The following is a 12,356-nucleotide window of genomic DNA, read 5'->3' as shown; positions in this document are numbered from 1 at the left end:
ATACTACCGTCAACCTAAATAACACCTGCAACGGTAGCATTTTTTAGATTAGCCCCGTCAAACGGGCTCTGGATTAAATTAACTTGAGTCAAATTAGCGCCTTATAAATTAGCTTGCCACACAGCAGCCCCGCTCAAATTTGCCCCGGATAAATTAGCTTCTCTAAAATTTGCTTCTCTCAAATCTGCCCCTGGCAAATCCGCATTTGCTAAACTCGCCTGCCGCAGGGAATGCCGATAAAATCCCCGCCCGGACACTGGTTAGTTTACCCCAACTAATTGACTTGCTGCGGCTTAGGTGCAATCACCCGTGTAGCCAACCCGAAAATCATTACCCATGAAACTGCTCCCAAAGTTACAGATTTCCTGCTCTTTACATTCTACAATGTTAACTATCAGCCGGGAAGTCCCTCTGTGTATTTAGAGGGGATAAATCTGAGCACAGCGAAGTACCCCAAATAAATCACAGTAGGGATGAAAGGCGCGTCGGTCGTCGCGGACAAAGCCCGATAATTGTATTAAATTAGTGTTGTGTTTTGTGTACAAGTCAACTATACTATAACAAGATCGAAAAAGAAGGAACTTTCTGATGAAATTAACGTATAAATACCGCCTCAAAGCCACAAAAGCTCAGTTAGTAACCATCGAAAAACATCTAGAACTCTGTCGTAGACAATACAATTATCGACTAAGCGAAAGATATAGGTGGTGGGAGTCTACGAGAACTCCTATTAACGCTTGTCCTTTGACTGCATCTATAGTCCCTGTTGAGGAGATTTACCAAAATATTCCCTTGACGAGAATACAAACTAGGGATGGCAGAAAAAAGGATGAATTGGGTAATCCTCTGACCAAAAAGGGTGATGTTTTCTCAAATATTGAAGGCGGGTACGTTCAATGGCAAACGATACAGCTAGCTGACTTGAAAAACACTAAGAAACTATTTTATGATTACAAAAGCTTAGATTCTCAGGTTTTGCAGGATGTGGTTAATCGAGTCGAAACTTCTTTCTCGAATTTTACAACACCGGACAAAAATGGTAATCGTAGAGGTAAACCTAAGTTCAAAGGTTGCCACTACTACAAATCTTTTACTTATCCTCAATTAGACAATCTCAATGTTATCAAGGATGAGCAAAATAGAATTTGTATTGACCTTGCAAAAATAGGTCAAGTACCGATGGTGTTCCATCGCTCAATACCAGCAGGTTTTAAGGTTAAGACGGGAACGGTTATCAGAGAAGCAGATGGGTGGCATATTTCCTTGACGCTAGAAGACAAAACAGTTCCAGTAATGGTTGCAGAAATTCAACCGACCGAAGAAAACAGTCTTGGTCTTGATTTAGGAATTACTAATTATGCCTATCTTTCCACTGGCGAAAGAATCGAAAACCCCAGATTTTTGAGGAAATCTGCTGAGAAGTTAGCAAGACTTCAATCGAAGCTGGCTAATAGAGTCAAGAATTCTAAACCTTGGCAAATTATCAAGAGCAAGATTTCCAAACTCCATCAATTTGTAGCCAGGGCAAGATTGGATTTTCAATTCAAAACAGCGCATGAACTTTTTGATAAGTGTGATGTTTTGATCGTTGAAGATTTGAGCATTAAGAATTTGACCAAGCGTGCTAAAATCAAGACCGCCATTGATGATGGGAATTTGATCTACTTGCCAAATGGTCAAGCCGCCAAAAGTGGATTGAACAAATCAATGCTTGATGCTGCTCACGGTCAATTCGCTAATGTTCTTAAGTATATTGCTTGGAAACTAGGTAAGAGTATTTTATTTATCGACCCCAAGGGGACTTCTCAGCATTGTTGGAATTGCCTCAATAAAGTACCGAAAGAATTGTCGGAGCGGTGGCATTCTTGTCAGTGTGGTGAATCTGTGGATCGTGATGAAAATTCAGCCAAGCTTATAAAAAAGATTGGACTGAATTACGAAAGTGGCGGGGGAACTCCGTCACTCAAAAAAGCCTTTGAAAAAAAGGAAAAAGAAGCCTGCGGTCTAACTGTACTCAGTTGACCGTCAGGTTCGTTCACAAGATTCTTAATTTCAATTTCAACGGGGATCGGTTTCTTCCGGCACAACACCAATCCCACTTCGATCGGCAATTTTTTAATTTCCCCTTACCTCCCTAACACACTATGACGGATCGAACCAACTTTTTCGATAAACTGTTAGCGGCTGTTGAAACCAATCAAAGTTTGCTGTATTTAGCCCTCGACCCCGACCCGGAAACCTTGCCCCCGCTGGTTTCCATGACTGGGGAGGAAACTCAAACTTTTGTAACTGATTTGTTGTCAAAGCTAAAAAGTGCGATCGACCAAACAGCAGATTTAATCAGTGCCTGCAAAATCACCCTCGGTTTTTACCAATCTCTCGGTATTCCCGGTTCGGAATTGCTGCAAGAAATATTAACAATTATTCCCCCTCACCTGCCAGTAATTTTAGATGCAAAACACTGCGATTTAAATACCAGCACAGTGTTTGCCAAAATTGTATTTCAAGACTGGCAAGTTGACGCTATTACCTTAAGTCCCTATGCCGGATTCGACCAAGTAGCGCCTTTTTTGTTATACGCCGGAAAAACTGTTTTTGTACTCTGTGCCACCGCCAACCCCTCAGCCGAGGCTGTGCAAGAATACCCGACACCCCAAAACCCTTTGTACTTGCAATTAGTCCGGCTTTCTCAAACTTGGGGAACTCCCGAAAAAGTCGGTTTAGAAGTAGGAGTAATGCCGGATATGTTGGCGCGCATCCGCCAAGCGGCTCCTGAACGCCTAATTTTAGTCGAAGGAGACATCGCCGAAGAAAATGACCTGACAGAAGAAAACGACCTCGCAGAACTGCTGGCGGCCGGTTTAAGCAAGAATGGTGAAGATTTATTGCTGCCAGTCCCCCCAAGTTTATTAGCGGGGAAAGAGCCGCGCCGAGAAATTGAGAAATTGCGGGATAGTATTAATCAACAGAGGCTGCGGGCGATCGCAGGTAGTCCCACTTGCGAATTGTGGCTGCCCGATGTTTGCTTTTTACAACCGGAACCTCACCACGATTTAATCTTGCAACTTTATGACATCGGCTGCGTAGTTTTTGGCGACCACGTACAAGCATCGGGAGCCGTATTTCCATATTACATCGACTTGCGGAAAATAATTTCTATTCCGCAGATTTTTCATCAAATTGTCAGCGCTTATGCAGACATTCTCAAGGATTTAAAATTCGATCGCATCGCGGGAATTCCCTACGGTTCTTTACCCACAGCAACTGGTTTAGCTTTGCGGATGGAACGCCCGATGATTTTCCCGCGCAAGGAGGTGAAAACTTACGGTGCAGGTAAGTTAATTGAGGGGCATTTTCAGGCAGGAGAAACGATTGTCGTAGTCGATGATATTTTGATCAGCGGCAAAAGCGTGATGGAAGGCGCGGGAAAGTTAAAATCTGCTGGGTTAAATGTGGAAGATATCGTGGTACTGATCGACCACGAACAGGGAGTTAAAGATAAATTGCAGGCTAACGGTTATCGCGCCCATTCTGTGTTAGCGCTTTCGGAAATAGCTGAGATTTTGTATCGAGCAAATCGCATTGATACCGAGCAATTCAATCTTTTGACAGCGGAACATTAGACCTCTTGCAAAAATCCTTTTAATCAAATTCTGGAACGGGCTCTGGGGCCCATTCCACAAGAAAAAAAAATTGTGGGATGGGCCCCAGAGCCCGTCCTAGTTATTTTTGCAAGAGGTCTACTTAGAAGCGAATTCTCTTCGCCATGATTTTAGAATTTTCAACTCACAAATAAATCAATTTTTATTAAGAATTCACAAAAAAGCGATGACAAAGCACAAATTGTGTATCTAAAATAAGATACAGTTTGACCCTAAAACAAAAGGTAAGAAAATGTCAGAACTTAGACAAAATCTAATTACCCGAGATTGGGTAATCATCGCCACCGATCGCGCAAAAAGACCTGACAAATTTACCAATCCCAAAAAGTCGATCGCACCATTGCCGCCGCACCGTGCCGATTGCCCGTTTTGCGTGGGAAATGAGGAAGACGGAACCTTAGAAACTTGCCGTTTGGGCGATCGCACCGGCTGGAAAGTCAGGGCCATTGGCAACAAATATCCCGCCCTCTCCCCGACAGCAGAATGGATGAGAATATCGTCGGGAATTCACCGCACGATGGCGGGAATCGGCGTTCACGAAGTAATTGTCGAACACCCGCGACACGATTTGACGACAGCTTTGTTGAGCGTTGAAGAAGTAACGGACATACTTTTAGTATACCGCCAACGCTATGTAGAAATCAGAAAATATCCTCATATTGAAACAATTATTATCTTCAAAAATCACGGGGAGAGTGCCGGAACTTCTCTCGAACATCCCCACTCGCAGATAGCAGCTACGCCAGTTGTACCCAGCCTATTTCGCAGCCGCATTGATGCAGCAGTTCGCTATTTTGACGACACGGGAGAATGTCTGTTTTGCCGCACTTTGGAAGATGAGTTAGCGGCGGGTGAAAGAGTGATTTTCGAGAGCGAACATTTTGTAGTTTTTATCCCTTATGCTGCACTTTCGCCGTTTCATATCTGGATTTTTCCGCGCCGGCATTCTTCTTCGTTTGATGACATTACCGATGCGGAAATTACGGATCTTGCTGATACTTTGAAAACTGTACTGGCTAAGCTTTATTACGGATTGAACAATCCCGATTACAACTATACTATCCGCTCAGTGCCGACAGCGGAACAGGGGACAAAATACTTTCACTGGTATATCGCAATTATTCCCAGAGTCACCAAGCAAGCTGGGTTTGAGTTGGGCAGCGGGATGTTTATCAATACTGCTTTGCCCGAAGAAAGTGCGGGGTTTTTGCGATCGATCGAAATTCCTAGCGACAGTAATTCCCGGCGGATCTAAAGTATCCTGCATCACAATACGTCAGTCGATTTTAGATTTTAGATTTTAGATTTTAGACTGCGGCGTGAGGTAGAGGAGAACGATTTTAGATTAAAGAATTGGGAATGAAAGACAATCTCAGGGTTTGGATCGCGGGCCTAAAGTTGCATTCTTTTTTGAAACAAATATGATTTACGATCTAAAGTTATTAATCTATAAATACTTATGGATTTTACCAAACTCACAATAAACTTTCGACATAAAGCCAGCAGTCGTCGCTAAAAGTAGCTCTCAAAATATCTCTAATTTTAGTATCGATCGATAATATACCCTCGCCCGAGTCGCCATTCTCGCCGATGTCGCAACTGTCATCAGACAAATGTTCTTGGAGGTAGGCGAGAGTAGCTGCGAAATTAGCCAGAAAATAATGTTCCTGCACCCACGCTGTCGGATCGGGTATTGCTGCACTTCCAAAAGCTCGATCGACTAAATCTTTTTTGGCAACATCGTCAGTCTGGTTTTTCATGTTGAGGTCGATATTAAGTAGAATTTGTAACTTATCTTATCTTAAGCTTAATTTTCAACAGGAGGGCGATCGCGATCGACCCACCGCAGTGACAAATTTGTGTAGTTTTTGCGATCGCGATCTTAATTTTTTGGTCGATCGCGTGTTATCATGCTACCTCAAACTCGGTGGCCAATAATTTTCACCTCCGGCAAAATACACTTGGGCACCATTCCGTGAACTCCTTTTTGGGGATTGTTGACAGCCTGCGTAATCCGAAAATTTACCGATAGGGAACACAAAACATAAGCCTCTTCTTCTTTGAAACCTGCAAAGTTTTGCAGCCAATAAACCGTCTGTTTGACCGCCATCTCAAACGCTTCATCTAATGTTCTACCAAATCCCATAATCACAATATGACTGGGCGTTTCAGCAAACGGAAATATCAGAAATAAATCCTTGCGTAATATGATTTGAATAGTGCCGTTCATCGAAGTTTCAATGGCAGTACCGTCAACTTCACCGTCTCCTTGTGCCGAATGTCCGTCGCCGACGGACAGTAAACCGCCGCGCAGAAAAACAGGTAAAAATAACCGCGTTCCTGGTTGGAGTTCCTGATTGTCCATATTGCCGCCGTAACGCCCAGGAGGAATAGAAGAACGGTTGATTTCTGCATTGGCAACGCCGATAATTCCAAAAAAAGGATGCAGGGGAATCCGAATGCCGCTATCAGGGGGAAATTCTGCAATTTTTTGCTCTAAATCTAGCGGAATAAACCGCAATTTAGGTTCTGGGAAATACTCAGGCAAGGCTCCCCATCCGGCGCGAATTGCATTAAATCCTACTGGTAAACTCGGGTAAACATCCTCTATGTAAATTTCTAAAACGTCTCCCGGTTCGGCATTGTTAACATAAATCGGGCCTGTCAGCAAGTGGGGCCCGGGGCCAACTTTGCGGTTGGGAGGCAAATTCTGACAAATATCTAAAAATTCAGGGGTGAGAAATTCGGGCGGGGCTTTGTCAGCAACATAATATCCTGAATAGGTTTCGATGTCGATGCGATCGCCCGAATCTACCCTTAAAGCAGGTTCGATATTCGGAGAAAAACCGCCCAAGTGTACGGTTTTGCAGTTAGCCTTGAGAAGGTGGCGAGTCATGGGATTTTAGATTTTAGATTTTAGATTGAAGGAAGGGTGTTAAGAATGTTATATCGCAAGTCTCAAGCATTTTTGAGATTTTTTTTATGAACCGCAGAGGGCGCAGAGGGCGCAGAGAAAGAGAATGGAGAGATGGGAAGATGTGAAAAAATGGTTGAAGTTTGTTAGATGTGAGATATTTTACTAATTTCTTAACTTTTTGATAACTTTGGTAGTTTAAAATTTCGAGTCGAGAATCTAAAATCGATGGCTTTTTTTCTGCCTACTAATGACTAATGACTAATGACTAACGACTAATGACTAATGACTTATGTTGACACCATTGCCCGATCAATTAGACAATTCTAGAGATTTGCCCCGCAATCCCTGGTTTTTTGCTGTTTTGATTTTGATTGTCCTACTGCTAGGTTTTATGATGCAATCTTACCTTAACAAACCTCAGCTTTTAACCGATCCGTTTCTGCAAGTCCCAACAGCAAACTCGGTGCGAGTTGTCTGGTTTACCGAGTTTGCCGGTACTCGCAACACTGTTGCTTACGGCGAAAATTTGAGTCTAATTGCGGCTGCAAATACTACCAAGCTAAGCCGCACTCGCGAAGACAAAGACTCGCGCATCTCCGATGAAATCAAACAAAGCATAATTGACAGTAATCCAATTGTCCGCGACATCTGGCGCCACGAAGCAGAAGTCCCCAATTTAATGACCGGTGTTCGCATTCCTTATCGAGTCACCAGCGAACGGAAAGATGGCGCATCTGTCAGCAGCAAAGTTTTCACTCTTTCTCCGACACCAGCAGCAGGAATGGCGCTCAAAATTCTCCTCACTTCCGACCATCAATTGATGCCGATGACAGCGGCCAATCTCCAGAAAGTAGCCGAAACAATTGGCAGAGTTGACGCGGTTTTTATGGCAGGGGATTTAATTAATATACCCGATCGCGCTTCTGAATGGTTCGACGACTACCGAGGCCGCGCCTTCTTTCCCTCTCTGCAAGGTCGCGCATTTTCCGAACTCGACAAAAACGGCATCAAAACCGTTTACAGCGGCGGCGAACTGATCCAACACGCGCCTTTATTTCCCGCCATTGGCAATCACGAAATCATGGGTCGCTTTGCAAACAACAGCAAACTAGATGACCAATTTAATGATCCTTTTCCCCGCGCCGCTGCCGAAAAAATATACGCTAAACGTGCTGCATCTTTGAATACTAATAATGACTCTTCGGTACGGGAAATATGGCAAAAAAACAATAGTTTTAATAGCGATACCTATGAGGAAGTTTTCAATTTGCCGGGAGGCAAAAATTACTATGCTGTGACTTTTGGGGACGTGCGGTTAGTTACTTTGTATGTTACAAATATCTGGCGGACTCCGAATTTAGATTCGGGTGCCAGAGGCAGGTATCGCGAACGGGACGAAGATTTTAATAATCCCGAAAAATGGGGATACGGACAGCATATTTTTGAGCCGATTGTCAAGGGCAGCGCTCAATATACTTGGCTGCAACAAGAGTTAAAGAGTGCGGAATTCCAGCAGGCAAAATATAAAATTGTGATGTTTCACCACCCGCCGCATTCTCTGGGTGACAATATTGTACCTGCTTATACCGATCCAGTGCAAATAGTCGATCGCGCTCTCGATGGCGAGATTAAAATGGTGCGTTACGAGTATCCGAAACAGCAAGATTATCTGATTCGGGATGTAGTGCCGCTACTAGAAACAGCGGGGGTGCAGTTGGTATTTTACGGACATTCGCACTTGTGGAATCGGTTTGTAAGTTCCAGCGGAATGCACTTTTTGGAGACTTCTAATGTGGGCAACAGTTACGGTGCTTTTGCGGGGGAAAAGCGCCGATTTGTGCCGCCGGGATATCGGGAAGATTACAGCGCGATTAGAGACCCGAACGGATTGGAACCTGTGGTGCCGACTGTTGCGCCTTTGTTGGCAGAAGACGGGCGGCCGCTGCCGTATATTGATAGCAACGATATTACGGCTTTTACTATTTTTGATACGGGGGATGGTACGGTTAGCAGCTACTATTTTGATACGCGGAAACCGGAGTCGGAAGTGGTGAAGTTTGATGAGTTTAAATTGAAAAATTCGTGAGATTGGGCAGTTGCTTAAGTTACCAAGTATTCGTAGGGTGCGTCGCTATTGACCTCCCCCAATAAAGATGTAAGATATTACAGCGACGCACCAATCGACAATATTTCAATAGGTTATGGAAGTTCCGAGACTGATAATTTAGGGAGAAAATACTCTCGCTCTCGGTAGAGAGTCAACATAAGCATTCTGACTTCTGCTATACTTAGGTAATACATAGTCTATCCAGATTCAACTCACCCATTAGAGCGCGGTCATGCCTGAACTAAACCTCTTAGAAAAACAAGAAGCAGTAAGCTTCGATGAGGAAGATGAAGCTCTAGATTATGAGCTTGAATATAATGGAAATTCCAAATCAGTTTTAGACGAGATATCCGAAATTCTTGTAGCTGGAAATGACTGGACAACAGCCACCATACTGGATCAACTTGTTCGTGACAATATTCAACTAAATCCAAGATTTCAAAGACGAGACGCCTGGGACATAACTCGTAAAAGTAGGTTTATTGAATCAATTTTTCTAGGGTTTCCTATTCCAGAAATAGTTTTAGCTTCTCCCGACAAAAGACGCGGAAAATTTGTAGTCCTTGATGGCAAACAACGCTTGCTGACGATTCTGCAATTTTACGGTATGAGCGAAACTACTAACGATAGTTTTGCTTTAAAAAACTTAGAATTTATGCCCGAACTCAATGGTTGTACGCATGAGGATTTAAAAAACGATATTCTTCATAGTTCTGTACTTGATGCACTCGATAATCAAACTCTTCGTACTACATTGATTCGGAATTGGAAGACCGAAAGTTTACTCTACAAAATTTTTCTACGTTTGAATGTTGAAAATACTCCGCTATCTCCACAAGAACTAAGACAGGCATTACATCCAGGTGATTTTATCAATTTTTTAGACGACGAATCAATTGAAAATCCGGCTTTAAGAAAAATACTAAAATCCAAAAATCCCGATCCTCGGATGCGCGATGTGGAATTATTGCTGCGATATGTAGGATTTCATCATTTCTTATCCGAGTATCGCGGTAATCTTAAAGTGTTCCTGGATATGACTTGCAAAGAACTAAACCAGGATTGGAAATATCGAAAAATGGAGATAGAATATACAGTTAGCCAATTTGAAAAGGCAGTGCAAACAACTACTACAATATTTGGAGAAGAAAATATATTTCGTGTGTGGTTGGGTAGTTCTAATACTTACCGCAGCAAGTTTAATCGAGCCATTTTAGATGTCATGGTTTTTTATTTTTCAGATCCAGTTATTAGAGAAGCTGCTGAAAAGAATCCGGCGGGAGTGGCAAATGCTTTTAAAGAGTTATGTTCATCATCTCATAGCCAATTCAGAGAAGCTGTTGAGAAAAGCACAACTAGCATTCGCGAAACTCATACTCGTCTCTCACTGTGGGGCAAAGCTTTGTTAAAGGTTTTGGATGTAGAGTTTAATGTACCTGAACTCGTAGATAACCGTATTATATTTAACGGTTTGAGGTTGAGGTAAGTTATTCATAGGTATGTCAAAATCAGTTAGATTTCGGACTCTAGTCAAGGAGTTAAATAGATTAAGAAAACAATTTATTCCTAAAGTTAGCCCTACAGGTTTATATTCAGATCGGCAGTTAGCCTTAACTCTTACTTACAGAGTTTTCGTTCATGCCGAAATTGAGGCTTATTTTGAGGACAGAGTTTGGGAAGTCACCCTTAATGCTAAACAGAATTGGGACAGTCAGGGTAAGACTTGCCGTACTTTAATCTGCTTGCTTGCCTTTTCGGGTCAAATGATGGAAGTACCGCCAGATACACTTAATCCAACCAAGGGAAGTACAAAAGTTAAGGAGGAAAAATTAAAAATAAACAAAAAAATAGATTTAGCTATTAAGAGTTTTAAGCGAGTAATTGACCAAAATCATGGAATTAAAGAAGCTAATCTTCTGGCGTTGCTTTTGCCAAGAGGGATAGATACTGATGATTTAGATTCTGCTTGGCTAGGTACGATGAATACGTTTGGGGAAGAAAGAGGTGTTGCGGTACATACTTCAGCGACATCCCCGAAAACTATTAGAGTTATCAATCCTATAAATGAACTGCGGAGGGTAGAGCAAATTATTCAAGAACTTTTGAGGGTGGATGAGCTTATTAATCATTTAACGAGATAAACAAACTTCTAGCAATTGTCAAGGGTTTAATCTTTGCGTCTTCTAGCCGGAACGGGCAAGATGCCCGTTCCACAATATCTGAATTTTTTAGTGGCACAGGCATCTTGCCTGTGTTGAAACGGAACGGGCAAGATGCCCGTTCCACAATACCTAATTTTTTAGTGGCACAGGCATCTTGCCTGTGTTGAAACGGGCAAGATGCCCCTTCCACAATATCTGAATTTTTTAGTGGCACAGGCATCTTGCCTGTGCTCAAACAGCTTATTCAGACTTGTCAAAAATTTCAGATTAAACCTTTTCTTTCGCAGGCGGAACCAAACCGGTTTTATTCAAAACCGCATCAATCTGCCTGAGCAATTTAAAATCGTCTTCGGGTAAAGAATTAACAGGCGAGTGTTTTTCCAGAAACGAGAATGCTTGGCGAAATTCACGCGGCCGGGAGTCGATCGCACTATCGAAGTGACAAGGTACAATTTTTTCAAAGTCCCAACTCGCCACTTTATCCACCCAATCGAGAGTTTCCCTCGGGGCGCGGTTGAGAATCAAAGTCTGCAAAATCGGCGCCACAAACAACCGCCCTCCTCCCCGCAAAGCCTCAAACGATCGCACCCAATCTGTTTTCCACTTGAACGGATACAACCCGAAATAAGCTTTTCTAGAGCGTTCTGGCGCTTGGCGCGCGCTGGCAAATACCTCCGACCACGGCGGTACTTCCAGCACGCTAGGCGTAAAATACATGGCAAATAAGGCGATTCTCTGCCACCCTTTGCGCCGATTTTCGTGGGTGTCTGCCACCGTGTCCGAGGCGCTGTCTTTGGCGTGAAATAGCAGCGGGTAAGAGTCGAATTGGACGATCGCGGGCGGATTTTCGGGAATGGAAACCACGCAATCTGTTAGCATCAGCGTGCGCGATCGCCTGTGAAATAAGGCAACTTCCGCAAAGAAGCCCAAACCGAGGTCGATCGGGCCGAGAATTGCCCAATCAAATTGATCCCCAAGCGTTGTTTCGCTACTGTCGCAGGGAAGTACAGACGTGCGTTTCGGCGGCAAACCCAGCCAACTCAGCGGCAAATTCACCGGGAAACTCCACTGCTGCGGGGTGACAAACACCTGCGCTTCGGGAAAACACCTCGCAAAGGGGCCGACAAAAACTTTGTGCTCGATGCCGGAAACCGTTGTCAGCAAAATGTACTTAACCTCGCCGTGCTCTGCTACTAACTCCTTTAGCAAGCGGATGCACTCAGGAGTCGGTGCCACGGGGGCGTAGACGAGAAGGCCTTCGGGTTCTAGTTTAATTACTGTCATCCGAATCGGGACGACAACGTAGAAAATGCCTTGTAGCTGGTCAAAAGTCCAGATTGTGTCCTTGACTATTTCCTTGCGGATGGTACGTCGCTTGCTGTAGGGATAGAGGGGGACGACTGGCCAAAAGGGCCAAGAATAGTCCCGACGGCTGTCGGGGCGACAAGTCGCCTATAACGCTGATAGAATAAGCCTCATAGCTCTTATGCCTTGTTGATAATTAGGTA

General features: G+C 43.6%; 10 protein-coding genes and 2 pseudogenes. 6 read left to right on the top strand and 6 right to left on the bottom strand.

All coding sequences use genetic code 11. The annotated features are described in order from the left end of the window. Positions 1-14 precede the first annotated feature (14 nt). Positions 15-95 (bottom strand): annotated as a pseudogene (locus tag QUB70_RS23010) (hypothetical protein); the annotation flags it as partial. A 6-nt stretch (positions 96-101) separates the two neighbouring features. Beyond that, on the bottom strand, positions 102-257 hold the full coding sequence (locus QUB70_RS23005) for a pentapeptide repeat-containing protein (RefSeq protein WP_332983648.1): 156 nt from the start codon (positions 255-257) through the stop codon (positions 102-104). A 331-nt stretch (positions 258-588) separates the two neighbouring features. Between QUB70_RS23005 and QUB70_RS23000 the strand changes: the two genes are divergently transcribed. The 3 genes from QUB70_RS23000 to galT all read left to right on the top strand — a co-directional run bounded on the left by QUB70_RS23000 (position 589) and on the right by galT (position 4,917). Further along, positions 589-2,022, top strand: a complete 1,434-nt coding sequence (locus tag QUB70_RS23000) for an RNA-guided endonuclease InsQ/TnpB family protein (RefSeq protein ID WP_332983647.1) — start codon at positions 589-591, stop codon at positions 2,020-2,022. A 122-nt stretch (positions 2,023-2,144) separates the two neighbouring features. Continuing rightward, on the top strand, positions 2,145-3,623 hold the full coding sequence (locus QUB70_RS22995) for a bifunctional orotidine-5'-phosphate decarboxylase/orotate phosphoribosyltransferase (protein ID WP_332983646.1): 1,479 nt from the start codon (positions 2,145-2,147) through the stop codon (positions 3,621-3,623). Between the two features lie 271 nt (positions 3,624-3,894). Further along, positions 3,895-4,917, top strand: a complete 1,023-nt coding sequence (galT, locus tag QUB70_RS22990) for a galactose-1-phosphate uridylyltransferase (RefSeq protein ID WP_332983645.1) — start codon at positions 3,895-3,897, stop codon at positions 4,915-4,917. A gap of 220 nt (positions 4,918-5,137) precedes the next feature. Here galT and QUB70_RS22985 read toward each other — a convergent pair whose 3' ends face one another. Next, the gene (locus QUB70_RS22985) at positions 5,138-5,422 is read right to left on the bottom strand and encodes a hypothetical protein (RefSeq protein WP_332983644.1); all 285 of its coding nucleotides are present in this window, start codon (positions 5,420-5,422) and stop codon (positions 5,138-5,140) included. A 158-nt stretch (positions 5,423-5,580) separates the two neighbouring features. Beyond that, the gene (locus QUB70_RS22980) at positions 5,581-6,558 is read right to left on the bottom strand and encodes an acetamidase/formamidase family protein (protein WP_332983643.1); all 978 of its coding nucleotides are present in this window, start codon (positions 6,556-6,558) and stop codon (positions 5,581-5,583) included. A 310-nt stretch (positions 6,559-6,868) separates the two neighbouring features. Here QUB70_RS22980 and QUB70_RS22975 point away from each other — a divergent pair, with 310 nt between their 5' ends. The 3 genes from QUB70_RS22975 to QUB70_RS22965 all read left to right on the top strand — a co-directional run bounded on the left by QUB70_RS22975 (position 6,869) and on the right by QUB70_RS22965 (position 10,827). Then, positions 6,869-8,665, top strand: coding sequence for a metallophosphoesterase family protein (locus QUB70_RS22975; RefSeq protein ID WP_332983642.1), 1,797 nt, complete (start codon positions 6,869-6,871; stop codon positions 8,663-8,665). A 253-nt stretch (positions 8,666-8,918) separates the two neighbouring features. Continuing rightward, a complete protein-coding gene (locus tag QUB70_RS22970; protein WP_332983641.1) occupies positions 8,919-10,172 on the top strand; it encodes a DUF262 domain-containing protein in 1,254 nt (417 codons plus the stop codon). A gap of 13 nt (positions 10,173-10,185) precedes the next feature. Beyond that, on the top strand, positions 10,186-10,827 hold the full coding sequence (locus QUB70_RS22965; RefSeq protein WP_332983640.1) for a hypothetical protein: 642 nt from the start codon (positions 10,186-10,188) through the stop codon (positions 10,825-10,827). On the opposite strand, the gene QUB70_RS22960 is transcribed toward QUB70_RS22965, so the two are convergent. Both QUB70_RS22960 and QUB70_RS22955 read right to left on the bottom strand, forming a co-directional pair. Beyond that, entirely contained in the window at positions 10,808-11,068 is a 261-nt protein-coding gene (locus tag QUB70_RS22960; protein ID WP_332983639.1) for a hypothetical protein, read from the bottom strand. The genes QUB70_RS22965 and QUB70_RS22960 overlap by 20 nt on opposite strands. A gap of 47 nt (positions 11,069-11,115) precedes the next feature. Beyond that, positions 11,116-12,276: pseudogene (locus QUB70_RS22955) on the bottom strand (DUF4336 domain-containing protein); the annotation flags it as partial. Positions 12,277-12,356: the final 80 nt, after the last annotated feature.

Source organism: Microcoleus sp. A003_D6 (genome assembly GCF_036702825.1).
Lineage (GTDB): Bacteria > Cyanobacteriota > Cyanobacteriia > Cyanobacteriales > Microcoleaceae > Microcoleus.
This window is presented reverse-complemented; position numbering and strand designations above follow the sequence as displayed.

What these genes read in the sequence shown, in the direction of transcription:
- QUB70_RS23000 (WP_332983647.1), top strand. Translation starts at nt 589, where the DNA reads ATGAAATTAACGTATAAATACCGCCTCAAAGCCACAAAAGCTCAGTTA.
- QUB70_RS22995 (WP_332983646.1), top strand. Translation starts at nt 2,145, where the DNA reads ATGACGGATCGAACCAACTTTTTCGATAAACTGTTAGCGGCTGTTGAA.
- galT (WP_332983645.1), top strand. Translation starts at nt 3,895, where the DNA reads ATGTCAGAACTTAGACAAAATCTAATTACCCGAGATTGGGTAATCATC.
- QUB70_RS22985 (WP_332983644.1), bottom strand. Translation starts at nt 5,422, where the DNA reads ATGAAAAACCAGACTGACGATGTTGCCAAAAAAGATTTAGTCGATCGA.
- QUB70_RS22980 (WP_332983643.1), bottom strand. Translation starts at nt 6,558, where the DNA reads ATGACTCGCCACCTTCTCAAGGCTAACTGCAAAACCGTACACTTGGGC.
- QUB70_RS22975 (WP_332983642.1), top strand. Translation starts at nt 6,869, where the DNA reads ATGTTGACACCATTGCCCGATCAATTAGACAATTCTAGAGATTTGCCC.
- QUB70_RS22970 (WP_332983641.1), top strand. Translation starts at nt 8,919, where the DNA reads ATGCCTGAACTAAACCTCTTAGAAAAACAAGAAGCAGTAAGCTTCGAT.
- QUB70_RS22965 (WP_332983640.1), top strand. Translation starts at nt 10,186, where the DNA reads ATGTCAAAATCAGTTAGATTTCGGACTCTAGTCAAGGAGTTAAATAGA.
- QUB70_RS22960 (WP_332983639.1), bottom strand. Translation starts at nt 11,068, where the DNA reads ATGCCTGTGCCACTAAAAAATTCAGATATTGTGGAAGGGGCATCTTGC.